28 protein-coding genes are annotated in these 26,984 nt (G+C 62.5%); 4 read left to right on the forward strand and 24 right to left on the reverse strand.

Annotation, left to right across the window (positions count from 1 at the left end; genetic code table 11):
• Nucleotides 1-641: 641 nt before the first annotated feature.
• Both F8O06_RS07680 and F8O06_RS07685 read left to right on the forward strand, forming a co-directional pair.
• The gene (locus F8O06_RS07680) at nucleotides 642-1,178 is read left to right on the forward strand and encodes a hypothetical protein (protein ID WP_158037768.1); all 537 of its coding nucleotides are present in this window, start codon (nucleotides 642-644) and stop codon (nucleotides 1,176-1,178) included.
• Nucleotides 1,179-1,195: 17 nt separating this feature from the next.
• On the forward strand, nucleotides 1,196-2,131 hold the full coding sequence (locus F8O06_RS07685) for a hypothetical protein (RefSeq protein WP_158037767.1): 936 nt from the start codon (nucleotides 1,196-1,198) through the stop codon (nucleotides 2,129-2,131).
• 473 nt (nucleotides 2,132-2,604) lie between these two features.
• On the opposite strand, the gene F8O06_RS07690 is transcribed toward F8O06_RS07685, so the two are convergent.
• The 5 genes from F8O06_RS07690 to F8O06_RS07710 form a co-directional block, all read right to left on the reverse strand.
• Nucleotides 2,605-3,486 (reverse strand): PoNe immunity protein domain-containing protein, encoded by an 882-nt coding sequence (locus F8O06_RS07690; RefSeq protein ID WP_158037766.1) that lies wholly within the window; start codon nucleotides 3,484-3,486, stop codon nucleotides 2,605-2,607.
• Nucleotides 3,487-3,546: 60 nt separating this feature from the next.
• Nucleotides 3,547-3,780, reverse strand: coding sequence for a hypothetical protein (locus F8O06_RS07695; RefSeq protein WP_158037765.1), 234 nt, complete (start codon nucleotides 3,778-3,780; stop codon nucleotides 3,547-3,549).
• 163 nt (nucleotides 3,781-3,943) lie between these two features.
• Nucleotides 3,944-4,390, reverse strand: coding sequence for a hypothetical protein (locus F8O06_RS07700; protein WP_158037764.1), 447 nt, complete (start codon nucleotides 4,388-4,390; stop codon nucleotides 3,944-3,946).
• A gap of 377 nt (nucleotides 4,391-4,767) precedes the next feature.
• Nucleotides 4,768-5,352 carry a T6SS immunity protein Tdi1 domain-containing protein gene (locus tag F8O06_RS07705; RefSeq protein WP_158037763.1) on the reverse strand — a complete coding sequence of 195 codons (585 nt, stop codon included), beginning with the start codon at nucleotides 5,350-5,352 and terminating at the stop codon, nucleotides 4,768-4,770.
• A 61-nt stretch (nucleotides 5,353-5,413) separates the two neighbouring features.
• A complete protein-coding gene (locus F8O06_RS07710) occupies nucleotides 5,414-6,007 on the reverse strand; it encodes an RNA 2'-phosphotransferase (protein WP_158037762.1) in 594 nt (197 codons plus the stop codon).
• A gap of 832 nt (nucleotides 6,008-6,839) precedes the next feature.
• Between F8O06_RS07710 and F8O06_RS07715 the strand changes: the two genes are divergently transcribed.
• Nucleotides 6,840-7,394, forward strand: coding sequence for a hypothetical protein (locus F8O06_RS07715; RefSeq protein WP_158037761.1), 555 nt, complete (start codon nucleotides 6,840-6,842; stop codon nucleotides 7,392-7,394).
• Nucleotides 7,395-7,468: 74 nt separating this feature from the next.
• Here the strand turns inward: F8O06_RS07715 and F8O06_RS07720 are convergent, their stop codons facing one another.
• The 10 genes from F8O06_RS07720 to nrdI all read right to left on the reverse strand — a co-directional run bounded on the left by F8O06_RS07720 (nucleotide 7,469) and on the right by nrdI (nucleotide 15,315).
• Complete coding sequence (locus F8O06_RS07720; RefSeq protein ID WP_158037760.1) at nucleotides 7,469-8,371, reverse strand: hypothetical protein; 903 nt, start codon at nucleotides 8,369-8,371, stop codon at nucleotides 7,469-7,471.
• Between the two features lie 5 nt (nucleotides 8,372-8,376).
• A complete protein-coding gene (locus F8O06_RS07725; protein WP_158037759.1) occupies nucleotides 8,377-9,321 on the reverse strand; it encodes a PoNe immunity protein domain-containing protein in 945 nt (314 codons plus the stop codon).
• 586 nt (nucleotides 9,322-9,907) lie between these two features.
• On the reverse strand, nucleotides 9,908-10,504 hold the full coding sequence (locus F8O06_RS07730; protein ID WP_158037758.1) for a suppressor of fused domain protein: 597 nt from the start codon (nucleotides 10,502-10,504) through the stop codon (nucleotides 9,908-9,910).
• A 508-nt stretch (nucleotides 10,505-11,012) separates the two neighbouring features.
• On the reverse strand, nucleotides 11,013-11,339 hold the full coding sequence (locus tag F8O06_RS07735) for a hypothetical protein (protein ID WP_158037757.1): 327 nt from the start codon (nucleotides 11,337-11,339) through the stop codon (nucleotides 11,013-11,015).
• Between the two features lie 50 nt (nucleotides 11,340-11,389).
• Complete coding sequence (locus F8O06_RS07740; RefSeq protein WP_158037756.1) at nucleotides 11,390-11,692, reverse strand: hypothetical protein; 303 nt, start codon at nucleotides 11,690-11,692, stop codon at nucleotides 11,390-11,392.
• 191 nt (nucleotides 11,693-11,883) lie between these two features.
• Complete coding sequence (locus F8O06_RS07745) at nucleotides 11,884-12,138, reverse strand: hypothetical protein (RefSeq protein ID WP_158037755.1); 255 nt, start codon at nucleotides 12,136-12,138, stop codon at nucleotides 11,884-11,886.
• A 227-nt stretch (nucleotides 12,139-12,365) separates the two neighbouring features.
• A complete protein-coding gene (locus F8O06_RS07750; RefSeq protein ID WP_158037754.1) occupies nucleotides 12,366-12,695 on the reverse strand; it encodes a hypothetical protein in 330 nt (109 codons plus the stop codon).
• Nucleotides 12,696-12,886: 191 nt separating this feature from the next.
• Nucleotides 12,887-13,147 carry a hypothetical protein gene (locus F8O06_RS07755; RefSeq protein ID WP_158037753.1) on the reverse strand — a complete coding sequence of 87 codons (261 nt, stop codon included), beginning with the start codon at nucleotides 13,145-13,147 and terminating at the stop codon, nucleotides 12,887-12,889.
• Between the two features lie 227 nt (nucleotides 13,148-13,374).
• Nucleotides 13,375-14,550: a hypothetical protein gene (locus F8O06_RS07760; protein WP_158037752.1), complete on the reverse strand. Its 1,176-nt coding sequence runs from the start codon at nucleotides 14,548-14,550 to the stop codon at nucleotides 13,375-13,377.
• A gap of 321 nt (nucleotides 14,551-14,871) precedes the next feature.
• Nucleotides 14,872-15,315 (reverse strand): class Ib ribonucleoside-diphosphate reductase assembly flavoprotein NrdI, encoded by a 444-nt coding sequence (nrdI, locus tag F8O06_RS07765; protein ID WP_158037751.1) that lies wholly within the window; start codon nucleotides 15,313-15,315, stop codon nucleotides 14,872-14,874.
• Nucleotides 15,316-15,395: 80 nt separating this feature from the next.
• Here nrdI and F8O06_RS07770 point away from each other — a divergent pair, with 80 nt between their 5' ends.
• Entirely contained in the window at nucleotides 15,396-15,998 is a 603-nt protein-coding gene (locus F8O06_RS07770) for a GNAT family N-acetyltransferase (RefSeq protein WP_158037750.1), read from the forward strand.
• 28 nt (nucleotides 15,999-16,026) lie between these two features.
• Here F8O06_RS07770 and F8O06_RS07775 read toward each other — a convergent pair whose 3' ends face one another.
• From F8O06_RS07775 to F8O06_RS07815, 9 genes are all read right to left on the reverse strand, one after another.
• Nucleotides 16,027-16,647: a TetR/AcrR family transcriptional regulator gene (locus F8O06_RS07775; protein ID WP_158037749.1), complete on the reverse strand. Its 621-nt coding sequence runs from the start codon at nucleotides 16,645-16,647 to the stop codon at nucleotides 16,027-16,029.
• Between the two features lie 152 nt (nucleotides 16,648-16,799).
• Nucleotides 16,800-17,258 carry a GNAT family N-acetyltransferase gene (locus F8O06_RS07780; protein WP_158037748.1) on the reverse strand — a complete coding sequence of 153 codons (459 nt, stop codon included), beginning with the start codon at nucleotides 17,256-17,258 and terminating at the stop codon, nucleotides 16,800-16,802.
• A gap of 66 nt (nucleotides 17,259-17,324) precedes the next feature.
• Entirely contained in the window at nucleotides 17,325-18,620 is a 1,296-nt protein-coding gene (locus F8O06_RS07785) for an alpha-hydroxy acid oxidase (protein ID WP_158037747.1), read from the reverse strand.
• Nucleotides 18,621-18,648: 28 nt separating this feature from the next.
• Complete coding sequence (locus tag F8O06_RS07790) at nucleotides 18,649-19,578, reverse strand: NAD(P)-dependent oxidoreductase (RefSeq protein ID WP_158037746.1); 930 nt, start codon at nucleotides 19,576-19,578, stop codon at nucleotides 18,649-18,651.
• 43 nt (nucleotides 19,579-19,621) lie between these two features.
• The gene (gene dnaG, locus F8O06_RS07795; RefSeq protein ID WP_158037745.1) at nucleotides 19,622-21,568 is read right to left on the reverse strand and encodes a DNA primase; all 1,947 of its coding nucleotides are present in this window, start codon (nucleotides 21,566-21,568) and stop codon (nucleotides 19,622-19,624) included.
• An 83-nt stretch (nucleotides 21,569-21,651) separates the two neighbouring features.
• Nucleotides 21,652-22,977 carry a deoxyguanosinetriphosphate triphosphohydrolase gene (locus F8O06_RS07800; protein ID WP_158037744.1) on the reverse strand — a complete coding sequence of 442 codons (1,326 nt, stop codon included), beginning with the start codon at nucleotides 22,975-22,977 and terminating at the stop codon, nucleotides 21,652-21,654.
• A gap of 4 nt (nucleotides 22,978-22,981) precedes the next feature.
• Nucleotides 22,982-24,250: a tRNA dihydrouridine synthase DusB gene (dusB, locus tag F8O06_RS07805; protein ID WP_158037743.1), complete on the reverse strand. Its 1,269-nt coding sequence runs from the start codon at nucleotides 24,248-24,250 to the stop codon at nucleotides 22,982-22,984.
• Nucleotides 24,251-24,253: 3 nt separating this feature from the next.
• Nucleotides 24,254-25,510 (reverse strand): CPBP family intramembrane glutamic endopeptidase, encoded by a 1,257-nt coding sequence (locus tag F8O06_RS07810; RefSeq protein WP_158037742.1) that lies wholly within the window; start codon nucleotides 25,508-25,510, stop codon nucleotides 24,254-24,256.
• Nucleotides 25,507-26,892 carry a glycine--tRNA ligase gene (locus F8O06_RS07815; protein WP_158037741.1) on the reverse strand — a complete coding sequence of 462 codons (1,386 nt, stop codon included), beginning with the start codon at nucleotides 26,890-26,892 and terminating at the stop codon, nucleotides 25,507-25,509. Before F8O06_RS07815 ends, F8O06_RS07810 begins: the two co-directional genes overlap by 4 nt.
• Nucleotides 26,893-26,984 lie beyond the last annotated feature (92 nt).

Raw genomic sequence — 26,984 nt, forward strand, 5'->3', positions numbered from 1 at the left:
CAACGCGGTATCGGACCGCCTCAGGGTCATCGGGGTCACTGCCAGGGGCGACTTGCAGCGGCAGTGCCTGCCGTGGTGGTGGGAAGCCGTGCTCCTGCAGCCCCTGGTACGACTGCCCGAACGCAGGAGGCGGTGGTGGCCCGTCATCAAGGCTGACTTCACTGATCGTGAGCTTGCGTGTGGCGAAACGACCGGCATGGCCGGCGTTACCTCGAGGATGCTTGCTGGGATCGAATGCGCTCATACCCACGGATGTGAGCGGCACCAGTTGCCACCGCGCACAGACCGGCTATGTCAGATGACGTATCCCAGGCTGTCTGTGTCAACGATGAGTGCATGATCACCCCAGGGCGTCCGCATCGAACGACAAGCGGACGCATCACTACACCTGCGCCGACGTTCCCCAAAAGCCCGTTAACCGAACGGAAGGTCCTTGGCTGGACGCGTCGAATGAACGCGTGGCTCGCCAGCGAAGGTACTGCTGAACGGACTGCTCGCGGGCTATGCAGTGGCGCCTACGACCCAGGCAACCTTTCGACTGCTGACAGCGAAGAGATCTGTCGGCTCCTGTTCGACCGGAGCTGGAGCGTCATCCGCGGGCACAAGATCATGACCCGAGTGCAGCCGCCCACATACCAGGCATGAGTACCTTCGACCCCTCTCAGCACCCGCGCGGTAACACCTCCACCGGCCACGCCGGGCAGTTCGCGACCAAGGCCCAGTCCGACGCTGAAGTCGGCCTCGGTCAGGAGCTGTCCGCAGCCGATTTTCAGGGGCGACTCGGGAAGGTCGCCGCGGGCCGCTGGGACTATGTGAACACCCCCAATGGGCGATACGAAGATCCTCAGATGGCAGATCTGACGGCGCTTGGAGAACTCGTCCTCGCGGAGACCGGCCAGCGCACGAACCCCGAGGCGTACACCGACACCGTTGAGACCCTCACTGCCGCGCTCGACGTCTTCAACGACTACACACCAGGAACCACACTCAGGCGCATGCGGCCCATGGCTCGACGCCGTGCCGACGCTTGGGTGAGGGGAATGGTGCTCGGCGACCGGTTCACGCTGCGTGAGGCGAGGGCCCTGCAGCTCGAATGGGATGCGGCGCGGGCGAAGGGTGTCAGCGGCGTGGACTTCGTAGACAACCACCCGCGAGGGAAGACCCGCACGATGCAGTAGCAGCCCACATTGCGGGCATGAACACATTCGACCCCACCCAGCATCCGCGCGGTAATCAGACCACCGGCCACGCCGGTCAATTCGCGACCAAGACCCAGACCAGCTCCGAGATCGGACTCGCCGGCGCCGACCCACGCGGCTCCCTGGAGCACCTCATCTCACCAACCTCGACCAACCGTGGCGAGACGGTGCTGTTCAACCCAATGGTCCGGAACATCTCCCAGGAGGCCGGCAGCGATTCGGTCATCAGTGTGTCGATCGGCGCCCGCCATGGTGATCTGAACGGCGCTGGCGGAGCCCTGGTGAACTATCTCAGAGATGATGCCGGCGTCGAAGGCCAGGACCGAGCACGCGCTCTCCTGCGAGACCAGACTGATCGCAAGGTGACCGTGCTCACGCACGGGAATTCAGGGAGCCTGCGTGTCATCGAGGGGCGCGCAATGACGTTGAACGGCACGGACTACCTCCTCCAGAAGGGGAGCCGGTCGAAGGCATACCCAATCGACTCCCTGAACGTGATCGAAGCTCGTGACGGCTACGGTCAGGTCAAGCACTTCGAAGACCAAGCACGTATGGCGGCCTCCGCGATCCCCGACATTGGGAAGGCCACCGTCGACGGCATCCCAGACGATGAGAGCGAACATGACGAGGTCGCCGCAGTCTTCATCTACAACGCACCCAACTTCAACGGTGACCACAGCGGCCGGGGCTCCATCCTGTATGCCACCGACATCACCGAAGACGGAGACGACCCGATCGTCAACGGGGCATTCGTATTCCCGCCTGACTCAGGTCTCATCAGTGAGCACGGCTCCATCCGCCTGTCCGACCTCTCCCGCAACGGTGGCCGCGTCAAAGCGTTCCAGCCGACGACATTCGCCGAGGCACTCGAGTACGGCAGCCAAGTGAACGACGGTGGCCGAAACATGGCAGAACTCTACGCTGAGATCTAAGGCCACTGGGACTTATGACGAACCGACGTAGAAACGGTTGGCCTTCGAGACTGACTAATCCGTTGACTAAAACGGGGTCGAACGGGGTACGATAACTTCCGTTCAGCTGCCGTAGAGTCCGCTGGATCACTGGGATGACTCTTCTTTTGCAACAACGAAGGGTTGTTGGTTCGAGTCCAACCGGGGGAGCTAAAGCCCCAGCCGGTCGAATCATCCTGGCGGGGGCTTTTTTCATGCCCTCCCCCGCATATTTCCGACTCGACCTGATTACCCCATCTTGCCGATAAAAGACGTCAGCTGTGACCGAGCCGTGCTCATCCGAGCAGTAGATGAAAACCTCGTCGACATCGGGTGCGTATTCCAATGCACCAGCAACCATCAGGCTGAGCTCGTCAAAGACTCTTTCGAATGGGCACTGTACTGGTTCCATATCCTGACCTTCTTGAAGGCGTCGACGCTCGTGCCGTGCACTGCTAGCCGTGTTTGATGACTGAGTCCAGGTCCACTTCGTCTGGGCTGGGGCTGGTACCGATCAGGTCGGGGTGTTGGCTGCGCCATGCGGCGAGGTCTTTGGGCAGATACTCCGAGTCGAACCGGTCAGCATCGAGGCCCAGCACCGAGATCACCGCCGCCGCTTCAAAACACCAATACCCAGAATACCGTCCGGAGCCTTGCTTGTTTATCAGCGTATGAGCATTCCACCACCCGAACCCACGGCACTGCTTGTACCAACCACCCAGATACTTCGTGATGATCGCGACCTGCTCGTCGGGGTCGTCGGTATCGAACGCTGACGCCAACAGGCCGTAGGCGGGCCGCTTGGCCGCATCCACGGTGCCGATCTGCCGGTCAGGCACCGCCGAGGCGACCAGTCGGTCCAACAGACGATCATGCCCACCAGGCGACCCCGGCCACGCCCCCACCACAGCCTCGACCCACACTGGGCCAACGCCCAGGCACACACCCAACGACACCAAACGCAACACGCGATAATGATCAGGCAAAGCCGACTCGGGATACGGAAACCAGCCGGAAGCATTCACAGATTCTTCAGGCAGGAGCGATACCCGTCTCCGTGCATCAATAAACGTCGCGAGCATAGGAAAAAACTGCGACCGAAGCTCGTCAAGTGAAATCCCGAACGAGTACCTTTTTAACCACGCAGCAGTAGCACTATTCGACCAGCTCATCACATAAGAGCTAAGAATTCGTGAAGACAGCGTGCGCGAATCTGAGGGCAACAGCACCTGGTCAGCACGTTTGCGGTATATGACTTCAGCGCCATCATCGAACTCGATGGCTTTCCGGTAGAACTCTTCGTCGCGTCGCCAGTCGCGCATTGTCTGGCCTTCCATGACTTCTCCTGTTGTCTCTTGCTGAGTGACTGCAAATCAGCTCCTGACAGATTCAGCGGCTCACAGCAGCACGGTACCGTGTTTGACCTCACAGGCCACAGACCCTGCACCCTCGATACGATTCAAGTGCACCACACCATCCACATCAACACGAGACAACACTCGATCCACGCTGCCCGCCGCATACTGCTCCACGAACGTATCTAGTCCTGACAGCTCGTGGCCGAAGGCCTCGATTTTCCGTGTCTGATCGTCGCCTACCCTGACAGGGCTATTGAGCTCGTCTTCGCTCATTTGCATGCCAGAGTTCCTGGTGTCTGAGCCCCACCACTGCTGCCGGGGTAAGACTGACGATGTCAGTAGTAGGGCGGGCTCAGCCAGTGCCGCGCTCGACCGGCGTGTGTAGGCATGAGACAACGGGGATACGGGGAAGGTGCAGGCGTGGAGCTGATTACCGTCAAGGGGCAACTTGTTGGAGCCATTCCTGAAACTTGTCAGAGGGGCTCACCTGATAGTCAGTAAGCTCAGGGGTTGGAGTAAGGTCCATATCCACGGATCTCGTTGCGACCGCATATCGGATGCGTCCTGCTGTCGGGATCGGGTGTGCGGAGTCTACAGAAGCTTGGATACGTCCCACTTGCGAGACGATGAATTTCAGAAGCGCTCGTTTCATCGCAGAGGAAGTATCTGGCGCCTCAACATGATCTTTCGTTAACAGGGTGCCGTTTTGCACGTATGCAACGTCAGCAGTACGGGTGCCATTCTCATTAGAAAAATAGATGAGGACTTCGTCGACTTGTGGCGCGTATTCTAATGCAGCACTGACCATCTCGCTGACAGCTGTTCCAAGAACTTCTTCAAGAGCACTCAATGGTTCAGAATCTCTCTGCGGCGCATCCAACATCAACTCCATTCTCGATGCTGAACTGCTTCCGTCTACCAGATACTCGATCAACCGGAGGAGCCACATCTCTCTGTGTAATGCTACTGACCATCCTCAAACCGCCAGATCGAAGCTCAAGCGCGGATTGGCTCTCGATGAGTTTGTACTCAAATGGGCTGACATGCGCACCATCGGCGACCAAGTTGTTGAGATGCGTTGAGGTGTCGAAGAGTGTGCGATAGATGATGGATGACTGGTGCCAGAGTTGTGGGAGTGCCATGCCAGCGGCTGAGCCCTGACGTGTGTGACTGTGCCGGTTGAATCTACGCCGATGAACAGACGGCCGTCACCGGCGAACGCCTCACCAAATACGCGCGCAAGCACCCCAGTCGCATCGTTCACCATTTCGCAGGCCCCGCGAACTCGGCGATGATCAACAAATGCGTGCGCATATCCAAACGCTGCAGATGCGAGACGTCCTCGGGCCCACCAGCCGCCAGAATCGGCACATACCCGAAACACTCATCAAACCCAGGAACACCCAGGCGCTCCACCGCCTCAGGAAACGGCGACCACCCCAGCTCCTCAGCCTGTTGCATAGAATCTGGTTCGTCTCGAAGATCCTTCGCAAAGTAGTCCACATCCCGAGAGGCAAGGGTGCGGATCTCACCATGCCTGTAGTCGATAAGCAGCAGATGCCCCCGCCCATCATTCTCGAGTTGCCAGGCGAGGACGTCGCCCATGGCAGTTGTCGCCACCGGCACCACCTCGCCCAGCGTCTGCGCAGTCTGGGCGACCAACTCCATCCACCCATCCAACGGGTCGATCAGCCGCAGAAACCCATCAAACGCGACACCCTGCCCAAACTCACCCCACCACGCCAACACACCCGGCGGCAACACCTTCCGAAACCGACGCCGAGCCCTCTTCGACACCACACCACCAGACGACACAAACCCCGGCAACACATACCGATCATCCACAACCAACCCTCACTTCCCCACCACAACCTCAAAACGCACATCCAGAAACGAACGCTATCGTTCAGAACTCAGCGGATATGCACTCCGTGGGCACCGCATCGGCCAGGATAACGCTGTCGGATCCGTTCATGAACTGCACACCACGCGCTGCCGCGCAGGCCGTGTCGACGCGCAACAGCACCGGATGGTCAGCATGGCGCAACCCCACGATCATCGCTTGTTCCGCACTTGTGGCCAAGTGCACGAACTGCCGTCCCATCGGTTTCAGCCCCTCCTCACGGATGCGCTGCCACGCCTGCGGGGATGTCGCATGGAACAGGACCGAGGGCGGCGTAGAGATGACATTGTGGTCAACGACCGTCGAGAAAGAATGACCGTACGCAGCACGAATCCGGCCACCACTGATCTCCAGCCTCTTCTTCGACTGATGAGCGACCAAGTCACGCACAGTCGACTCTCCGACGCCCTCCAGACCAGCCCGGCCGACAGCAGCAATCACATCCGACAGCTGCGCCCACCCCTGCGCATCGAGCACCAGCCCAAACTCACCAGGCACATGCCGCAACGCCTGCGTCAACAGCTGAGACAACCGCAACTGGTTCACCCCGCTCATGACCGCCTCCACCACCGCCGACGACGAGGCGATACCTTCCACTCCTCGTTGAACAACGGCACCTCCCACTCCAGATACCGGTCATCACCCGCGACGAACAACGCATGCAACTGCTCCGCACGCTCCAACCACGCAGCAAACCCCGACCAATGCCCCCGATACTCCCACCCAGGATCACAAAACGTATGAATCACCAACACCGCCGGATCACCAGTCACATCCGACCCATCAAAACAGAACACATCATCAGTACCATCCATGACAGCGAACGGCACCAACACACGATACGGAAACTGCTCACGTACTATACGTGAGAAGAACTGCTGGTTACCTTCTAGAGCCGAGGTAAAAAACCAAGGCTCTATATCTGGTAGAGGGTCCTCTTCGATGAAGCGTAGAAACGAGGTTGGGAAGTGGAATTCTGACGATGCCGAACACAACATTTCCCTGCATCGTTCATCAGAGGTAAGAACACGTCTTTCTTTACCCAATTGGTACTCCAGTAACCCTCGGTAGCACATCAGACCCCAGTGGGTTCTCCCCAGACCACCCTGCGCCCTGTTTACGAATCCGGTTTGCTACACCTTCACCCCAAGTTGAGACGTCCTGATGAGTCTTGTGGTTTTGCAGTCGCTGCGCCAGCTCCGAATCACCGATGCGGTCACCGGGATTGTGTATTCGGGCTTCGACCGTAGTGTCGGTTTCTCTTGCGGCCCGGATTCTGGTGTTGTCCACACTCGTGACCCGACCGTCCGGCTGCCGTACGACATCGACTCTGTCGCCACGCCATCCACGGCTTCGCATCCCACCCATGATCTCATCGTACGTCCAGCCAGACGGCTTTCGATACGCAACAGTTAGGTATTCTGTGGTCATGGTCTATCAACAGAAGCAGGTCTGGCAGCAGCTTCTCACCGCGGTCGATGCGGACGCGCATGTGCGTGATCTGGTGGGTCAGATGGCCAGTGATCCGCAGGCAGCGTATGCGGGCATGACGGATGATGCGGTGCTCGGTGACGTGTTCTGGTCTGCTGAATCGGTGGATGCGTGGGTGGGGTTGGCAGCACTGCTCGAGGCTGATAATCGGGCGGTGACGATCGATTGGGATGAGCTGCCGACGAATCTGGTCGAGTTGATCGAAGACCTCACGGTTGTCGCGCAGGCCGGCCTGGACGGCTCGAAGCTCGATGCGCTGGTCGAGCTGCTCGACGATCTGGATGCGCCCGGGCTCGACCGCATGATGGTTGCTGTTGCGTTCGTCAACGCGTGGCTGTCACCTGCTGGAATCGTCTTTGTGCATTGGGATACCGATTCTGACTCGTACACCTTTGTGGCTGCAGACGCCGATCATGTCGATGACATCATTTCGGCTGCCGCCGCCTTGGGCAAGGAGGCAGCGCTGCCGACACTTGCCACCGTGCTCGCCTGACCCCAGCGGCCAGGACACCAGCGGCCAGTGGGCGGGGTGTCAGTGGTCGGGGCTGCAGCGTGGTGTCTGGTCGGTCAGCCGGTGATCGTGTTCGCTGGTGCGATCCGCAGAGCAGGGTGCACGCCGGTATCGGTCAAGGCAGCTCCGTACGTGTCGATCATCTGCTGCCAGGGGTGGGGATGCACGGTGCCGTCATCGCTGACGGTGTGCACGAAGTCGACTCTGGGCAGCAGTGCCTCGACTCCTGCGGGCAGTGAGCAGTACGTCACGTACGACCCATCACGGCCCTGGGCGAGCTCGACGGCGGGCACGAAACGCCCCGCCGCCGTGGTCTCGCCCAACACCTCGCGCTGTGCACCGTACCAGCGGGCGTCCCACGAACGAGTCAGCTGTGAGAACCCGACATTCAGGTCAGCGGCCCACGCGTAGCCCTGCCACCGGCTGCCATCAGCCGCGACGGTCAGCGGCCAGCCAGACACCGGAACCCGCACCGCCTGCGAAGCATCCAGGGCCGCGCGCACTGCTTTGCCCAACCCGTCATGGTCGTCGCTGCCGACCAGCACCAACAGGTCTTGGGCGACAGGAATGACCACAGGCCGCCCCGTCACCTGAAACCCGTCAATCGTGGCCGAATCAAGTATGGCAACGGCGATCTGTTCTGGATCGGAGAGAATCCAGGTGCCCGGCTGCACCTGAGACGTCTCGACCGCACGCCCGGAAAACGCCCGCGCACCGGCAGCGACCACCTCACCGAACCCGACACCCCACGCATCCACCATGTCGACACTGACCTGCACCAGACGGTCACCATCATCGATCACCGCACCCACACCCACCCCGGGTGCAAGGGCGAGCACCGCCTGTCTGCTGCCCGGATGACCAGCCGCATCCAAACGCAACCCGGCCACACCCGACACGTCCAGCCCCACCAGACGCAACCGCACCCGGCCAGCTACCGCCTCGAAACTCTCAAACACACCCATCACGCATCTCCCTGACCAACACCAGAACTACCCGCACCAGAAGCGCCCGCGCCCGCCGCACTCGGCAGGGGGCCAATGACTGAGTCCAGGTCCACTTCGTCTGGGCTGGGGCTGGTACCGATCAGGTCCGGGTGCTGGCTGCGCCATGCGGCGAGGTCTTTGGGCAGATACTCCGAGTCGAACCGGTCAGCATCGAGGCACAGCACCGAGATCACCGCCGCCGCCTCGAAACACCAATACCCAAAATAGTTCCCGGAGCCGCGCAGATCTCCCAGCGAGTGGGTGTCCCACCACCACGACTTGCGGCACTGCTTGTACCAACCATCCAGATACTTGGTGATGATCGCCACCTGCTCGTCCGGGACGTCGGTCTCGAACGCTGACGCCAACAGGCCGTAGGCGGGCCGCTTGGCCGCATCCACGGTACCGATCTGCCGGTCAGGCAGCGCCGAGGCCACCAGCCGGTCCAACAGACGATCATGCCCACCAGGCCAGCCCGGCCACGCCTCGACCACCGCACCAACCCACACCGGCCCAACCCCCAAACACACACCCAACGACACCAAACGCAACACACGCTCATAATCCGGCAGGCCCGTATCAGAGTGCGCCAGCCACGACCAGCCCTTCATCTGCTCGACCGTGAACTGGCTCACACGACGACGAGCCTCCACGAACACAGCCACGGTCGGAAACAACCGCTCGCGCAGCACCCCAAGATCCACACCAAACGAATACCGATGCAACCACCCCAACTCCACATTGCCCATCCAAGCGGTGGTATCGGCGATCAGACTCAGTGGTGTCGACTTTCTTTCAGCAACAGGCCAGAGCGTCTCGTTGGAGTACTTTTTGAAGATTGCTGCTTTCCCGTCATCAGCTTTGATCCATTTACGGTAGAACTCTTCGTCGCGTCGCCAGTCGCGCATTGTCTGGCCTCCCATGACTTCTCCTGTTGTCTCTTGCTGAGTGACTGCATATGAGCCCCTGACAGATTCAGCGGCTCACAGCAGCACGGTACCGTGTTTGACCTCACAGGCCACAGACCCTGCACCCTCGATACGATTCAAGTGCACCACACCATCTAACGGGTCGATCAGCCGCAGAAACCCATCAAAGGCGACACCCTGCCTATACTCACCCCACCACGCCAACACACCCGGCGGCAACACCTTCCGAAACCGACGCCGAGCCCTCTTCGACACCACACCACCAGACGACACAAACCCCGGCAACACATACCGACCATCCACAACCAACCCTCACTTCCCCACCACAACCTCAAACCGCACATCCACAAACGAACGCTGCGCCTGCCACTGGGTCAAGTACAACACCCGTCGGCGCTTCTGTCTGATCTTGGCACGTGTTCGACCCCTACCCAGTCAAGAATTGCGCGTAGAAGAGATTGCAACGCAACCAAGGAAGTGACGTAGAGAACTGGTTCTATCGCTACGTCCACAATGTACGTCTGCGGAATAGAGTAGCGAGCCGCTTCCACCTGGTGCGCAACCGAATGAGAAACTACCACTAGTCAAAATGGACGGAATCTCGATCAAGACAATTGAGTTTAAGCTGCTGCGCCTCAAATAGCGATAGAAGTTCTTGAGCAGAATGCTCATGAGAGAGAACAAACTCACATTCCGATTGAGTTATCGGGATCGCTTGCAACCATGAAATTGAGAAGCTGGGAAACGACAAAACATGTGTATGCTCAAAGCTAAACGGAGCAGTCAACAGCAGTCCGGTTGTCGTAATACAATCGTTATACCCCGAGAGAACGCCCTCACAGACAATATCAGGCCGAAGTACTCTGTAACCGGACGCCAGCTGAAATCCACAAGCCGCAATACCGTGACCAATAATATCCCATTGAGAAGCACATACAGCTAGGATCTCAACACGTAGTGGCTGGCCTTCGATTTCAAGTTCATTGTCAAATTGACTAATTCCGATTGACCCGTAGCATGTTTCTCCCAGGGTCGGCGTATCCCGTGCACGTAGTATGTCAATATGCAGTTGCTCATCCTCCTGTGAGTATCGTTCAAACTCAGGTCGATACTCTTGCGGGAGGTGGAAAATGGTCTTACCGATATGCCGAGCCGTATCTAAACGATAATCAGACATTTAGAGCCATCTTCCTGAAATCGAACTCTCATCTCGATTATAAGACCGATCGAGTTTCGTTACTGTGATAGCTGTTCTAGAGGCCGCCAAGGCCCATAGCGAGTTGAACCATCCTGCTCGTCAAAAAGCGTCTCGATCAATCACTCGTGGTGCTTGACGAACCCATGGCAGGGTTCATGCCCCTTACCGCAAAGGCTGCGATACTCTACGGCAACCCCGGTGTTAGGACTTTCAACAAGCCTCTGAGAATCTACAGCTGTCTCGCAGACCTGAACTCGAACGCCCCTACGCAATCCACTTGGCCTCCTGTAGCTATGTGTCTGGCTTCACGGATCAAGAGCACCCCTGTCACACAAGGCACCGGCCCCAAGCACCATGCTCAGCGCCGCCACCTCCACATCAACAAGATCGCCTCCGCATGGGCATAGCAAATCAGGGAGGTCACAAGCAGAACAGGAGCAGCGAACGTCGCGCTCGCGATCACCCAACCCGTCGGACCCGACCGAAACTACCCCGCCACCAAAGCCATGGCTGCGATCACGCGGCAAATGTCTCCCCGTTCGGGTTTCCGTGGCACCTTCTTCTTCATGGTCTTCTTGCTTGGGCGGACGAACATCCAGAAGATCACCGGGAACGCGAGCAGAACCAGGAGTAGGGCTGGGCCATTGCGATGTGAGTAGTCGACCGTGGTGGTCCACGGCACCTGCATCAGCACATACACCAAGGCGGCCACCGACTCGACAAGACCAATCCAGCATAAGCACATCAGGATACCTACCAGCAGACTTCTGGTCTTTTCTAGACGCGCCAAGTCAACACCATTGAGTTCTTCCAAGTCGAGTTTCCGCGCCTCTGGTTCAGGCTTTGGCCCTAGTCAGGGTTGTGTCATTGTGCAGCCCCGTTGTTGGAGTCTGTCGTACCTTGGTTGGGTTCGGGTGCTGCGGCGTTGGCTCCCGTGATGTTCTCTACGACATGCTTTGCCGTGAACTTGGCCGCGTCAACACCTAAGCCTGCGTGCTCGCCCGCGAACGCGGCACCCACATGCGCACCCCACGACGGGTTCGCCCCGGAAATAGCCGCCGCGTCAGGGAACTTCGACAACAGCACACCGTCGGCAGCGTTCGTCACGGAGTACACCCCCACATTCCCCGCGGCACCGAACGCGGCCTGGGTGGCGAAGCCTTTCATGCCTTGGCTGGCTAGTGCACGGGTCGCGGTATCACGCACACTCAAAACAAGGTCCCCAGACACGCGACTCAACATACCAGCCTCGACCCGCAACCCCTGCCCGGCATGCTCGAACAACCCCGTGGCCCCGTCAACACCACGCCTACCTGCATCAGCCGTGAGCGTTCAGGAACAGTGCAGGGCGGGCCGATTCAGCCCAACGCACCACCCTCACGCAAGAACTCATACGACAGGTACAACTGACCAAAAATGAAGGCGCAGGTGCCGAACATGACCAGGACCACGAAAAGAATGAGCGTGAAAACACTCCAGTGCTTGGTCTCTGATTCTGCGGCCTCCTTTGCCTTCTGCTCGGCAGTGCGCGGGCGCACGAACCACCAGAAAGCCAATGGGAACGGGAGCAGGGCTAGGAGTGGGGCACGGCCGTTGCGACGTGAGTATTCCACCGTGGTAGTCCACGGCACCTGGGTCAACACATACACCAACGCGCCCACCGACACGACAAGACCAACCCAGGACAACCAGTTCCAGATCCGTCCGAGTACCTTCCCGGTCTTGTCCCAACGCCCCGGGTCGACACCGCCACTCGCGGCGTCGCTAGCCGCAGACTCCGAGCCTGCCCCTGGTCCAGACTTTGGTTCAGGCTCTGGCCCTGACTGGGGTTGGGGGTGGGTCATTGCGTGGCCCCGTGGCTGGAGTCTGTCGTACCCTGGTTGGGTTCGGGTGCTGCGGCGTTGGCTCCAGTGAGGTTCTCTACGACATGCTTTGCCGTGAACTTGGCCGCGTCAGGGAACTTCGACAACAGGCCACCACCAACAGCATCAAGCCCAGCGTCAAACATGTCATAGTCGTCTTCAGTACCGTTGAGCTGATCCTCGACCACGCCACCGGCCACCTCAGCACCAGGCACTGTCCAGGGCTTTCCGTCGGCAGCGTTCGTCACGGAGTACACCCCCACATTCCCCGCGGCACCGAACGCGGCCTGGGTGGCGAAGCCTTTCATGCCTTGGCTGGCTAGTGCACGGGTCGCGGTTTCACGTACTCCCATAGCAAGATCCCCAGACACGCGACTCAACATACCAGCCTCGACCCGCAACCCCTGCCCGGCATGCTCGAACAACCCCGTGGCCCCGTCAACACCACGCCTACCTGCATCAGCCGTGAGCGTTCAGGAACAGTGCAGGGCGGGCCGATTCAGCCCAACGCACCACCCTCACGCAAGAACTCATACGACAGGTACAACTGACCAAAAATGAAGGCGCAGGTGCCGAACATGACCAGGCCCACGAAGACTAGAATCTTCAAGAAGGTCCAGTCTTCAGCTTCCTCCGTGATGGGCGTCTTCGCCCTGAGCGCTCGAATCTTTTTGATTGGGCGCACGAGCCGCCAGATGATCACCGGGACCCCGAGCAGAACCAAGAGTGGGGCACGGCCGTTGCGACGTGAGTATTCCACCGTGGTAGTCCACGGCACCTGGGTCAACACATACACCACGGCGGCCACCGACACGACAAGGCCAGCCCAAAGCAACCAGTTCCAGATCTGTCCGAGTACCTTCCCGGTCTTGTCCCAACGCCCCGGGTCGACACCGCCACTCGCGGCGTCGCTAGCCGCAGACTCCGAGCCTGCCCCTGGTCCAGACTTTGGTTCAGGCTCTGGCCCTGACTGGGGTTGGGGGTGGGTCATTGCGTGGCCCCGTGGCTGGAGTCTGTCGTACCTTGGTTGGGTTCGGGTGCTGCGGCGTTGGCTCCAGTGAGGTTCTCTACGACATGCTTTGCCGTGAACTTGGCCGCGTCAACACCTAAGCCTGCGTGCTCGCCCGCGAACGCGGCACCCACATGCGCACCCCACGACGGGTTCGCCCCGGAAATAGCGGCAGCGTCAGGGAACTTCGACAACAGGCCACCATCAACAGCATCAAGCAAAACGTCAACCAGGTCATAGTCATTCTCAGGACCGTTGAGCTGGTCCTCGACCACGCCACCGATCACCTCAGCACCAGCCGACGCAACCACCCCCGCGCCCGCTTGGGCAGTATCACCATGAAAGAGCGCTCCGGCTTTTCCGGCTTGGGATCCGAGGCCGCCAGCGGCCGCGCCACCAGCCGCGGCGGCTGCGGCACCAGACACCGTCCAGGGCTTCCCGTCGGCAGCGTTCGTCACGGAGTACACCCCCACATTCCCCGCGGCACCAAACGCGGCCTGGGTGACGAACCCTTTCACACCTTGACTGGCTCCCGCACGCATCGCGGTCTCACGCACACCCAAAACAAGATCCCCAGACACGCGACTCAACATACCAGTCCGGGCCCGCAACCCCTGCCCCGCATGTTCGAACACACCCGTGGCTTGGTCAATACCACGCCTCCCCGCAGCGAGCACGCCTTGATAGATCGGATCATTCCGCACCCCCGAAATGACACCATCAACTGCCCGCCGTGACGCTCCGGCCAGGGCCTCACCCGCACGAGACGCCGCCCTACTCACGCCCGCCACCGCAGCACCCCCGGCCCTACCCACCCCATGCGCAGCACGACTCAACCCCTTGGCCAGGGCCTTCCCGCCTTTGGCGAACGCACCGCCTGGAATGAAGTTCAGCCCCATCGACACCACGAACTCGCCCAACGACATGTTGCCCTTGGCGAACTCAGCAACATCATCAGCAGTCAGCAGCGCCCCCGCACCGAACGCGATACCAGCAGCGATCCACCCCGCTGGACCCGACAGAAACAACCCCGCCACAGCGGCAACCACGACCACCACTGTCGCGACCGTGACCAGCACCTTCCACGCATCAGAGTTGGTGAGCTTCTCCCACCAAGAATCCTTCGGAATCGCACTGTCGGTCGCGGCCTGCAAACGACCCGCCGTGGTATGCGCGTCTTCTTGATACGACTGCTTCGCCTGTGCAACAAGGCGTCTGGCCGCATCCAGCCGCGACTGCGCGTCACCGACCTGGGACGACGCCGACCCCACACGAGAGGCCGCGTCCTGCTGCTGCCGGTACAGAGAACGCACCACAGACCCCGACGGCACCGACAACCCAGAGGGCACCTGATCAGCCGGCGCTGACCCCCACTGCTGAAACACACGGTTCTGCCGGGAATACTCCGACTGGGCCGATTGCTGCTGGGCCTGCGCAGACGCCAACGATGCCTCAGCAGACGCCAGATCGGCCCTCTACACCCGCTCAGTGTGGTCGATTCGGTGTCTCTCATCCAGCTTCTCGTCGAGCTCGGCGAGAATCTCCCGGCACCGTACGACGTCTTCCTGAGTGCCCGAGAGTTCGAACTCGAAGAGCATCGGTCGGCCAGAACGCTGCGCGATCTGTCGTGCGGCTGCCTGGTAGTGTTCGCCAAAATTCCGGTTTCCAGATCCGATGACCCCCACCATGTGTCGTCGGTTCTGCGGCGAGGCCAGAAACCTCAGCACGGCCTTCGGCAGGGTGTCATTGGCCCCGTTGCCCGCTTTGTACGAGGGCGTCAGCAGCACCCAGGGGCCGTCGGTGACGCTGTTGCGCACGTCGTGATCTGAGAGGTCGCGCACATCTCTGTTCAGATGCCCGGCGAAACGTCGCACCAAGCCACTGGCTGATGAGTAGTAGTAGATCGGCGTCTCTCTCATGTTCTCCATCATGCCTCTTGCCTCAGCGTCGATTGGTTCCCTGCCGGCGAGCTGCCGAATCGCTCAGTAGACTGCTGGTCATGTCCCTCTCAGTGAAGCGCGCACGCCGCGCTGACGATCGCGCCGCCTGCCGCACTCTGCTCCAGGCAGAGCTCCGGACGACGATGCCGCTGTTTCCTGACGAACCCGACGCGCAGACGGCCGCACTGGTTCGATCCCTCGGAGGAGTCGATGAGACGGTGCTCGCCGCGCGCGACGATGACGGAACCCTCTTGGGCGCCTGTGTGCTCCGTGCAGACACCGAGGTCTACATGATCATCGCAAATGGTCTGGATCCACGTATCGCGCGTTCGTTCGTCTCACAGTGGGCGCTGCTCCCCCAGCTCGCCGTCATTCCCGAGCACCGTGGAGCCGGCGTCGGCCGGGCTCTGGTCGAGGCTGCCCTTGCGATTTCGTCTCTGCATCCCAGCATCGCGGGGGTCTACACCTTCGCCGAAGAGGTCTGTCAAGAGGCATCCGAGGGGTTCTTCGCCGCGCTCGGGTTCACCGCGCACGACACTCAGAACGTGACTCTGCCCATCCTGGCGCCCGGCACTGATCAGCTGCTGCCGGTTCCGATCTCGCACGACGGCACGCGCACCGGCCGCTATATGACGAAGAGCATCCGCCGAGACCATCGCTGAGCGGCCGTCTCAGGCCCAGGCTAGGCACTCAGCCGTCTGACGGCCCGAGCCTCGCAGCCAACGCGGCGACCTGTGCCGAACGGCGGGCGTCTCGCTCTGTGAGATCTCGTGAGCCTTCCGAGCAGAGTGCGTCAGGCACGAGCATTCCAGAGAGCACATTGCAGACCTCGCTCAGATTTGGCAACTGGCTGATCTCTCCACGATCGACTGCACGTTCGAGGGCAGACCTGACCGTGTCGCGAAAGGGGCCGATGAACTCCCGGTTCAACAGGGGCATACAAGAACCGTCTGACATGCCGCGATACGCCAGATACGGCAGCACCGCACGAAGAAATCGATCGTTCAGCCGTTCCACGGAGACGAGCTGAACGGCGTACAGATCTTCTTCGAGACTTCCGTGGTCTGAGGCGTTGAACGAGGTGGCGCGTGAATTGACGACGAACAGCAGCATCTCGTCGAGGCTCTTGAAGCGACGGTAGAATGCAGGTCTCGTGGTCTTCGCCGCGGTCACGACCGATGAGATCGTCACCTCACGCAGACCGTGAGCAAGCGTGATGTCGACGACGGAATCGATGATCGCCTGAGAGACGCCTGCGTCAAGAGGCCGACCGGAGCTCTCGCGTGCTGACGTGAGACGGGGATCAGTCAAGGGGCTCCTAGGTGAGACGGCCGATACGGTTCGTCTCGGGCCCGAAGACCCGAGACGAACGGTCCCCCCATTGGTTCCCCCGTTGCACAGTGTATCGCATAATCATCGTCTGACGTGGCACCCACCTGTGATTGCTCAGGCTGAGCGGGGTGTCACAGCGACATGCGCCCCACAGACTCGCCATAAGGGGTCTCGCCGACGGTCATGAAACCGACGTGCTCGAAGAATGGTCCGGGGCCGTCTTCCCCGGGTTCGTAGATCACATAGAGCGCCCCAAAGCCGCGTGTCCGAGCCTCGTCGGCCAGTGCCTCGACGGCGAACCGCCCGATGCCCCTTCCCTGCCCCCGGGCGTCTACGTGGATGCGCCAGAGAGCCGCGCTGAACTCGTCGCGATCAGCGTGCGGGTCGAAGCTGCCGTGGATGAAACCGACGACCTCGTCGGTCTCGTCATCGACCACAACGCGCTGCCACGCGGTGTCGGGGTTCACCACCGAGACCGCAGCTGAGTACGAGACGGGAGCGATGTACTGCGCCTGGCCTGGCTTCAGCGAGAGCGCGTTGGCAGCGATGATGTATTTCGCGTTCAGTTCTTCAAGTCTCAGTGTGCTCATGGCAGCATCATATGGCACCCTGCCCGAGAAGACCTCAGCATATACGTCTGCATGACGACCGCTGCCTCAGCTGTGTCGTGTCTTCCGGCCTGAGTGAGCGGTCGACAGCTGCCCTGCAGCAGCATGAGGCCGTGCCAACGGGGTCAGCCGCTGCAGCAGCTCGACGTGATCAGGGGTCAGATCAGCCGTGCTGTTGACGCCGAGCAGCTGCAGTGTGCGCGTGTACTCGCCTCGCAGCAGCTCAAGCACCTTGGCGACGCCTTCTTTGCCCGCAGCCATCAGCCCGTAGAGGTAGGCGCGCCCAATCATCGCCATGTCGGCACCATTGGCAACGGCGGCGACGATGTCGGCACCGTTCATGATGCCGGTGTCGATGAGAATGGTGTAGTCATCGCCCAGCTGGGCACGCACTTCTGGCAGCAGGTGCAGCGGCACCGGAGCTCGGTCGAGCTGTCGCCCGCCGTGGTTCGACAGCCAGACGCCGTCGGCACCGTGGTCGCGCACCCGCTTGGCGTCATCCACGTTCTGAATGCCTTTGACGACCAGGTTGCCCTTCCACTGCTCGCGAAGCCAGTCGACGTCGTCGAACGAGACCGTCGGGTCGAACATCTGGTTGGCCAGCTCGCCGACCGTGCCCTGCCACGAATCCAGCGCCGCGAATCTGAGCGGCTCGGTCGTCAAGAAGTTGAACCACCACCATGGGCGAACGGCACCGTTCATGAACGTCTTGCCGGTGAGCCTCGGCGGAATGGTCATGCCATTGCGCACATCGCGAAGGCGGGCGCCGGCCACAGCGGTGTCGACCGTCACGATCAGCGTGTCAACGCCTGCCTGCTGCGCCTGCTCGATCAGCTTCAGCGACCGGTCGCGCTCTTTCCAGAGGTAGAGCTGGAACCAGTTGCGACCGCCTGGCGTGCTCTGGGCGAGTGTGTCGATCGAGGTGGTGCCCATGCACGAGAGGCTGAACGGAACGCCCGCGTCACGTGCCGCCTGCCCGGCAGCGACCTCGCCCTCGTGATTCATCATGCGCACGAAGCCGGTTGGGCAGATGCCGAGAGGCATGGCGGCACTGGCGCCGAGCACCTCGGTGCTGGTGTCGATCTCTGCGATGTCACGCAGCACCGAGGGGTGAAAGACGATGTCGCGGTAGGCCTGGCGTGCCCGCCGCAGGCTGATCTCGCTCTCGGCCGCACCGTCGGTGTAGTCGAAGGCCACTTTCGGTGTGCGACGTTTCGCGATGCGCCGGATGTCCCAGAGGTCGGCAGCCTTGTCGAGTCGGCGCTTCTTACCATTGGGCTCGAACGGCTTCAGCCGCAGAAACTGGCTGAACTCTTTGGGATCTGGGAATCGACGCTTCGTCATTGTCTTGCTGATCTCTTCTCGTCGTGGTTCAGTAGCCGGCCTGTTTGTCGACCACACCGGCGAACTCGACGGCGCTGCCGCCGTCGCTCTCGCCGAGGAATGCGCGCACGTTGTGGCTGATTCGAGCTGACAGCGGCTTCTGCGCCATCGCCCAGGTGTTCGCCGTGTGCGGTGTGATGATCACGTTGCCCGCCGTCCACAGCGGGTGACCGTCGGGCAGAGGCTCGGGGTCGGTCACGTCGACGCCTGCGCCCGCGATCTCGCCCTGGGTGATGGCCTCGGCCAGCGCATCCGTGTCGATCTGTGGGCCGCGGGCGATGTTCACGACGACCGCGTCGTTCGGCAGCGCCTTGAACTCTTCGGCCCCGAGCAGGTGCTTCGTGCCGGCCGTCAGTGCCGCAGCGAGGATGATCACATCGAACTCTGCCACCAGACTGCGGAATGTCTGGTCGTCGACGACGCGCTCAGCTCCTTCGACAGGCTGCTGACGACGTCGCACGACCGTGATCTTCGCGCGGAACGGCTGCAGCAGACGCACAATCTCACGACCGATGCCGCCGGCGCCCACGACTGCCACCCGCAGGTCGTAGAGAGAGCGGCCGGCCTGAGCGCTCCAGCTAGTGCGCCGTGAGTAGGGGCCGAAGTCACGCAGCGCAGCGAGAGTGAGAGCCAGAGCGTGCTCGGCGACCGGCTCGTCGTAGGCTCCCTTGGCAGAGGTGAACGTGATCGAGCTGTGACTCGTGAAGACGTCGGTGAACGCGTCGACGCCGGCGAAGGGCAACTGCACCCAGCGAACCTGAGGGTTGGCGTCGAGCACCTCAGCGAGCTGCGAGACGCCCTTCGGATCGAGCCAGACCACACCCTCGGTCTCGGCGCTGAGCGGCTGCGCCTCGACGCCGCCTGCGGCGACGGCCTTGACGAACGGGGCCTGAGCCTCGGGAAGAACGGTGATCGTCATGGGAACTCCTTTGTGTGATGACTGAATCGCGTGTGTCACAGACTCAGGCGATCGACTCCTGCAGGTCTCTGCGCTCCTGCTCAAGGTCGACGAGCATACGCTGCACGTTGCGCACCTGGTCTGGCGGAGCGACGGCCGCTCCTCGCGAGAGTCTACCGAGCAGTTCGCGGATGCGCTGGTCGAGTCGGTCAAGCAGGTACCGGGTCAGCACCTCGCGTGCATAGGCGGCCGCCTCGGCACCGGTGCTCACCGGCAGCTGGGTCATCGCCAGTTCGCCGACCAGCGACTGCAGCTCGGGCGCGACGCGCTCGCCGACCGTCTCGACGCGGTTCTTCTGCTCGGCGTAGTTCGGCACCGAGAACAGCACTTCGAGCAGCTGACGCAAGCGGGGTTCGTTGACCGGCAGCTGTTCGACTCGGCTGCGCAGATCGGGCGGGCACAGCTCGGGCACCTGCAGAAGAGCCTCGGCGAGCTGCACCTCGCGTCTGGCATGCTGCGAGCCCATCGGCAGATCGGCTCGGTGCACCGGCACAGCGGGAGCGGGCGCGCTCACGGCATCCGCCCGCTGCTCGGCGTCACCGGCTCTGACGAAGCCCGACCCCACCTGCTGCGCGCTCACCGCAGGCGCGTCAGGCACGTCAGGCGAAGCCGTCGAACGCCGCGACCGATCGCGTTCTGCGGCTCGCACCGCGCGCAGAGCCTCGTCGGGGTCTGCCCCGACCAATCCGGCGAGCACGCGGGCATAGCCGGGCTGCAGCGCCCGGTTGCGCAGACTGGCGACAATCGGAGCGGCCTGCTGCAGCGCCTGCACCTGGCCTTCGACAGTGTTCAGATCGAAACGCTTGATCACCTGGCGCATGGCGAACTCGAAAAGCGGGGTCTTCGCCGTGATCATGCTTCGCACGGCCTGATCGCCCCGGCTCATGCGCAGATCTGAGGGGTCAAGGCCGTCGGGTGCGATGGCCACGTAGGTCTGCGCGACGAAGCGCTGCTCTTCGGCGAACGCGCGCAGAGCGGCCTTCTGCCCCGCCTCATCGGGGTCGAAGGTGAAGATCACCTCGGCCGGCTTGGAGGCATCGTCGGCAAGCACCCGTCGGATGACCTCGATGTGCCCCGGGCCGAAGGCGGTGCCGCAGGTGGCGACGGCGGTGTCGACGCCGGCCAGGTGGCAGGCCATCACGTCGGTGTATCCCTCGACCACGACCACCTGACGCTTCTTCGCGATGGCGCGTTTGGCGAGGTCGAGACCGTAGAGCACCTTTGCCTTGTGATAGACGTCGGTCTCGGGTGTGTTGAGGTATTTCGGCCCTTGATCGTCGTCATAGAGTCTGCGGGCACCGAACCCGATCGTGCGGCCGGTGAGGTCGATGATCGGCCACATCAGTCGACCACGAAACCGATCGTAGACGCCGCGCTGGCCCTGCGAGACGAGCCCGGCGGCGATCAGCTCGTCATTGGTGAATCCGCGCTGCTGCAGGTGGTCGCGCAGGCCGTTCCAGCCTTTGGGCGCATAGCCCATGTGAAACTCGTGGGCTGCGTGGGAGTCAAAGTCACGGCGCAGCAGCTCGGCGCGGGCGACCTTCGCCTCGGGGCTGTTCAGCTGTTGGGCGAACCAGCTGCGCGCAGCCTCGTTGGCCTCGAGAATGCGGGCACGACGGCCGCGAGCCTGCAGATCGGGGCCGCCATCTTCGTAGTGCAGCTCGTAGCCCAGCCGATCGGCGAGCTGCTCGACCGCCTCGGTGAAGGTGACGTGATCCATCTTCTGCAGAAACGTGAAGACGTCGCCGCCTTCGCCGCATCCGAAGCAGTGGTAGTAGCCGAGCTGGGGGCGCACGTGGAATGAGGGCGAACGCTCGTCGTGAAACGGGCAGAGACCCTTCAGAGAGCCGATGCCGGCCGACTTCAGCGTCACATACTGGCCGATGACCTCAGAGATGTCGATGCGCGAGCGAATCTCGTCGATGTCGCGTCGTGCAATCCGTCCGGCCATGCCCACCAGTCTAGATCCTCGGCGCTGATCCGCCCCGTGTGGCTCGACGCGACCTTCCTCGCTGGTGCGTCGACGAGGCGCGGCTATCCCTCGACGAAACGTGCGTACCAGTGCTCGGCCGAAAGATCGGTCAGCATCGCCACCTGATCGACGACGACACGCCGACGCCCGTCGTCGTCGGGTGCCGCTCGCCACAGCTCGCGGAAGGCGGGCTCGAGATGTGCGTCCCCAGTCGACCACAGCGCGTCGAGCAGCGCCGCCAGCATCGAACGCTGCCGCTCGTAATACGGCTGCAGGCTGTCGGAGGCCATGATGAACATGCCCACGATGCCTTTCAGCAGGGTGATCTCGGCTGAGGTCGCGGCCGGGAGCTCGACGTCGGCGCGGTAGCGGATCAGGCTGCCGACTGGATGTGCGGCACGGGTGGCCTCAGTGACTGATCGGCAGAACCGGCCGATCAGCTCGCTGGTGAGATCTTTGAGCTGGGCGAGATGCTCGCGGCTCTCACTCCAGTTCCAGAGCCAGAGCGGCAGCCGCTGCAGACGATGCAGCGCAGCGGCCAGCTCGTCTGGCGAGTGCCGTGTGCCCGTCCAGATCATCGCTCCGCGCAGCACTTCGTCGAGATGCTGCGGGTCGTTGATGATCTCAGGGTCGACATAGCGCTCGACGATGCCGTCTTCGAAGTCATGCACCGAGTAGGCGATGTCGTCGCTGAGATCCATGACCTGCGCCTCGATGCACCGCCGCCCTGCGGGCGCCCCGGCTCGCAGCCATTCGAAGACCGGCAGATCGTCGGCGTAGACGCCGTACTTCAGCGGGCCCCCGGTCTCGTCGGCGCGGCGCACACCCTCTTCGACGCCCCAGGGATACTTCGCGGTGGCGTCAAGCGTGGCACGCGTCAGGTTGAGCCCGTAGCTGACTCCGTCGACCATGCGCTTTGTCTCAAGGCGGGTGAGCAGCCGCAGCGTCTGCGCGTTGCCCTCGAAGCCTCCGAAGCGCACTGACCACTCGGCCAGGGCCATCTCACCGTTGTGTCCGAACGGCGGGTGTCCGAAGTCGTGGGCGAGGCAGGCGCTGTCGACCAGATTGGGGTTCAGCCCGAGCGACTTGCCGAGTTCGCGACCCACCTGGGCGACCTCGAGCGAGTGCGTCAGTCGGTTGCGCACGAAGTCGAGGCCTGCGGTCGGCGAGAACACACCGGTTTTGGCCGACAGCCGGCGCAGAGCCGAGGAATGGATCATTCGACCTCGATCGCGTTCGAAGTCGCCGCGGCGGTTCGTGTGGGTCTCTGGGTACCAGCGCTCCCGGTCGGCTTTGGAGTACTTCGCCCGCTTCAAGCGCCCCGACGACGTGACCGCCACCGTGGCAGCCGCGCGACTGTCGCGCGCCCCGGTCTCACTTTCGCTCATGCGATCAGCCGCCGCTCACGTCGAGTTCGGCCTCGAGCAGGCAGGACGACTGCTCGGCGTCGAGCAGGTTCGACTCAAGCCAGTGCTCGGGCAGGTGCGGACGCTTCGGGCGACCGGCGCGACCACGCGGCCCCTCGGCGTCTTTGCCCGGGTAGCGCACGCTTGCGTCGAGCTGCCCCACCAGGTCTTCGAGCTCGCCGAACGTCTCGACCAGGGCCATGCGCTGGCGCAGCTCGCCGCCGACCGGATACCCCTTGAAGTACCAGGCGACGTGCTTGCGGATGTCGCGGCAGGCGTGCATCTCGTCGTCGAAGAAATCGCCCAGCAGACGCGCATGCCGCAGCAGAGCCTGCCCGACCTCTCGCAGATTCGGCTGCGCGGGCTGATACTCGTAGCTCGGCCTCGTCGGGTCGGCGGCATACGCGGCGAACGCCCGCTCCAGGTCTTGGAACAGCCATGGTCGCCCCAGGCAGCCGCGACCGACGACCACGCCGTCGACGCCGGTCTCACGCACCATGCGGATCGCATCCTCGGCCGACCAAATATCGCCGTTGCCCAGAACCGTCACGTCGGGAAGCATCTCGCGCAGGCGGGCTATCGCCGACCAGTCGGCATGCCCCGAGTAGTGCTCGGCCGCCGTGCGCCCGTGCAGCGCCACCGCTGCGACACCGGCGTCACGGGCTGCCTTCGCGGCCCACTCGAAAGTCATGTGATCGTTGTCGATGCCTTTGCGCATCTTGACCGTCACCGGCAGATCGCCCGCACTGCGCACCGCGGTCTGCACGATCGAGGCGAAGAGGTCGTGCTTCCAGGGCAGAGCCGCTCCCCCGCCTTTGCGGGTCACCTTTGGCACTGGGCAGCCGAAGTTGAGATCGATGTGATCGGCGAGGTCTTCGGCCACGATCATGCGCACCGCCTCGCCCACGGTCTTCGGATCGACGCCGTAGAGCTGCACCGACCGCGGCGACTCATCGTCGTCGAACGTGATCAGGCGCATCGTCTCGGCGTTGCGCTCGACGAGGGCACGCGTCGTGATCATCTCGCAGACATAGATGCCGCCGCCATAGTCGCGGGCAAGATGCCGAAACGCCCGGTTCGTGATGCCTGCCATCGGTGCGAGCTCGACCGGGGTGTCGACGTGCAGGCGGCCGATCTGCAGGCCCCGAGTGGCCGAAGGCACGTCTGCTGGTGCGGATGCGGCGTCGTTCCGTCGTTCTGCGCGCGTCTGCGTCGCAGGTCGGGCATCGGCCGAAGCGGTGAGATGTTCTGTCATGCGCTACTTCTGTGTTCTCTGCATCGGGGGATGCTGTTCGTCATCGCCGTCGGTCGACGGCTGAAGGGTTCGGATAGAGACGGTGTCATCGGTCGGCTGCGCTGCGAACGGCGGCTGCGCTGCGAACGGCGGCTGCGCTGCGAACGGCGGCTGCGCTGCGAACGGCGGCTGCGCTGCGAACGGCGGCTGCGCGGCGAACGTCGGCTGCGCTCCGTGCCACACGGGCACCGGGTGCGGCGCAGGATGAAACCTGTTGTCAATGCGACGACGACGCGCCGCGATGAGCACCCAGCAGAGAAACGAGCCGCAGAGGATCACTTCTTGGAACAGCACGATCGGCGTGTCAGCAGAGCCCTCAAGCGTGTCGTCACCTGTGATGCCGGTGGCCTGCACCACGAACAGCAGCACGTTGTTAACCACGTGCAGCGCGATCGAGGCTTCGAGCCCGCCAGTGCGAATCGTGAGCCAGACCGTTGTGACGGCGAACACGACGATGCTCAGCTGCCCCCAGAAACCATAGCCGTGGCCTGCCGTGAACAGCAGCACACTGGGAATGGCCGCCACCCACGGCCGACGCACCCAGCCGCCGACGGTCTGCAGAATGAGCCCTCGAAAGACGATCTCCTCGGTGGCCGCCTGCAGCGGCACGAGCACGATGATCATGCCGAGCAGCACGGCGTAGGTCGGCCACCCGACCCACCCATGTGTGCTCGACAGCGCGCTCGCCTCATGGTCTGAGATGCCGCCCGTCGTGAGCGACGCGATGATCGTGAGCACAGAGACCAGCACCTGTGTGCCCACGAACGTGACGACGGCAGGCATGACGCACCAGAGCATCCACCGCCAGCGGATGCGTGAGGTGACCGAGAGCATATGCCGCCACGGTCGCAGACCGGTCGACAGGCAGGCCAGCAGCACGGCCGGCGCCATCAGTATCACCGAGACGAGCAGCAGCGACAGCGTCATCGGATCGGTGACGCGAGAGGTGTCGAGCTGTTCCAGACCGGCGAGGCCGCTGCGGCTGTTTGCGAACATCGCGATGCCGTAGACCACGAACAGCAGCACCGAGAGCACGAGGTAGTACACCACCGCGAGCAGCACTGTCAGCAGAGGCCGCCACCAGCGGTAGTTGGGCAGACTCAGCTGCAGGCGGTGAAACTGCAGAGGCTCGGGCCGCACCCACTCCCAGTGCCAGCCCAATGGCTGGTGCTGCCAGCCGAGTGGCTGCGGCTGCTCGCGCTGAGAGCGGGGCACGGTCACGCGCCGATCAGCCGCTGTGCCAGGTACCCTTCGATCTGGTCGAGCGACACCCGCTCCTGCGTCATCGAGTCGCGTTCGCGCACGGTCACGGCATGGTCGTCGAGGGTGTCGAAGTCGACGGTCACGGCGAAGGGCGTGCCGATCTCGTCTTGGCGACGGTAGCGACGGCCGATCGCGCCGGAGTCGTCGAACTGCACGTTCCAGTGCTTGCGCAGGCGCTCGGCCAGCCCCCGTGCCTCGGGCGAGAGCTTCTCGTTGCGCGAGAGCGGCAGCACGGCCACCTTGACGGGCGCGAGACGCGGGTCGAGATGCAGCACGGTGCGCTTGTCGGTGCCACCTTTGGCGTTCGGCACCTCTTCTTCGTCGTAGCTGTCGACCAGGAACGCCATGAGCGAGCGGGTCAGTCCGAACGACGGTTCGATGACGTACGGGATAAAGCGTTCGCCGGTGGCCTGGTCGAAGTAGCTGAGGTCGTTGCCCGAAGCCTCGGTGTGGTTCTTCAGATCGAAGTCAGTGCGGTTCGCGATGCCCATGAGCTCGCCCCATTCGCCGCCCTCGAAGCCGAACTTGTACTCGACGTCGATCGTCCCGGTCGAGTAGTGTGCGCGGTCGTCTTCTGGCACGTCGAACCGGCGCAGGTTGGCCGGGTCGATGCCGAGGTCGACGAACCAGTTCCAGGCGTCTTCGACCCAGGCTTTGAACGCCTCGTCGGCGTCTTCTGGCTTGACGAAGTACTCGATCTCCATCTGTTCGAACTCGCGAGTGCGGAAGATGAAGTTGCCGGGCGTGATCTCGTTTCGGAATGCCTTGCCGATCTGGCCGATGCCAAACGGCGGCTTCTTGCGCGCGGCAGTGACGACGTGGGCGAAGTTCACGAAGATGCCCTGAGCCGTCTCGGGGCGCAGATAGTGCAGACCCTGCTCGTTGTCGACGGCGCCGAGGTACGTCTTCATCAGCCCCGAGAACTGCTGCGGCTCGGTCCATGCGCCTGGCTGACCCGTCTCAGGATCATTCACGTCGGCGAGGCCGTTGACAGGCGGGTGACCGTGCTTCGCGGTGTAGGCCTCGATCAAATGGTCGGCACGATAGCGCTTGTGCGTGTGCAGCGACTCGACCAGAGGGTCGGTGAAGGTCTCGACGTGCCCAGACGCCTGCCACACCTTGGTCGGCAGAATGATCGACGAGTCGAGACCGACCATGTCGGAGCGGCCGCGCACGAAGTCGTCCCACCAGCGACGCTTGATGTTCTCTTTGAGCTCGACGCCGAGAGGGCCGTAGTCCCATGCGGAACGCGTGCCTCCGTAGATGTCTCCAGAGGGAAAGACGAACCCGCGACGCTTCGCGAGTGAGATGACCGCATCGAGACGGGATGACTTGGACACACGCACTCCTGATTCATTGACTGTCGCCGAGATCGAGACATGGCTGGCACGTCACACGACCGCGGTCGAAAGGGCTTGGGCGCACGCAGGCA

Origin of the sequence: Pseudoclavibacter sp. CFCC 14310 (genome assembly GCF_008831165.1) — a bacterium.
Classification (GTDB): domain Bacteria; phylum Actinomycetota; class Actinomycetes; order Actinomycetales; family Microbacteriaceae; genus Pseudoclavibacter_A.

Excerpts from the sequence above, each read along its gene's own strand:
- F8O06_RS07695 (WP_158037765.1), bottom strand. The coding sequence starts at position 3,780 with ATGAGCGAAGACGAGCTCAATAGCCCTGTCAGGGTAGGCGACGATCAG.
- F8O06_RS07780 (WP_158037748.1), bottom strand. The coding sequence starts at position 17,258 with ATGAGCACACTGAGACTTGAAGAACTGAACGCGAAATACATCATCGCT.
- F8O06_RS07790 (WP_158037746.1), bottom strand. The coding sequence starts at position 19,578 with ATGACGATCACCGTTCTTCCCGAGGCTCAGGCCCCGTTCGTCAAGGCC.
- dnaG (WP_158037745.1), bottom strand. The coding sequence starts at position 21,568 with ATGGCCGGACGGATTGCACGACGCGACATCGACGAGATTCGCTCGCGC.
- F8O06_RS07700 (WP_158037764.1), bottom strand. The coding sequence starts at position 4,390 with ATGTTGGATGCGCCGCAGAGAGATTCTGAACCATTGAGTGCTCTTGAA.
- F8O06_RS07785 (WP_158037747.1), bottom strand. The coding sequence starts at position 18,620 with ATGACGAAGCGTCGATTCCCAGATCCCAAAGAGTTCAGCCAGTTTCTG.
- F8O06_RS07800 (WP_158037744.1), bottom strand. The coding sequence starts at position 22,977 with ATGAGCGAAAGTGAGACCGGGGCGCGCGACAGTCGCGCGGCTGCCACG.
- F8O06_RS07725 (WP_158037759.1), bottom strand. The coding sequence starts at position 9,321 with ATGGGAGGCCAGACAATGCGCGACTGGCGACGCGACGAAGAGTTCTAC.
- dusB (WP_158037743.1), bottom strand. The coding sequence starts at position 24,250 with ATGACAGAACATCTCACCGCTTCGGCCGATGCCCGACCTGCGACGCAG.
- F8O06_RS07770 (WP_158037750.1), top strand. The coding sequence starts at position 15,396 with ATGTCCCTCTCAGTGAAGCGCGCACGCCGCGCTGACGATCGCGCCGCC.
- F8O06_RS07750 (WP_158037754.1), bottom strand. The coding sequence starts at position 12,695 with ATGAAAGGCTTCGCCACCCAGGCCGCGTTCGGTGCCGCGGGGAATGTG.
- F8O06_RS07685 (WP_158037767.1), top strand. The coding sequence starts at position 1,196 with ATGAACACATTCGACCCCACCCAGCATCCGCGCGGTAATCAGACCACC.
- F8O06_RS07680 (WP_158037768.1), top strand. The coding sequence starts at position 642 with ATGAGTACCTTCGACCCCTCTCAGCACCCGCGCGGTAACACCTCCACC.
- F8O06_RS07730 (WP_158037758.1), bottom strand. The coding sequence starts at position 10,504 with ATGTCTGATTATCGTTTAGATACGGCTCGGCATATCGGTAAGACCATT.
- F8O06_RS07715 (WP_158037761.1), top strand. The coding sequence starts at position 6,840 with ATGGTCTATCAACAGAAGCAGGTCTGGCAGCAGCTTCTCACCGCGGTC.
- nrdI (WP_158037751.1), bottom strand. The coding sequence starts at position 15,315 with ATGAGAGAGACGCCGATCTACTACTACTCATCAGCCAGTGGCTTGGTG.
- F8O06_RS07740 (WP_158037756.1), bottom strand. The coding sequence starts at position 11,692 with ATGAAAGGCTTCGCCACCCAGGCCGCGTTCGGTGCCGCGGGGAATGTG.
- F8O06_RS07690 (WP_158037766.1), bottom strand. The coding sequence starts at position 3,486 with ATGGAAGGCCAGACAATGCGCGACTGGCGACGCGACGAAGAGTTCTAC.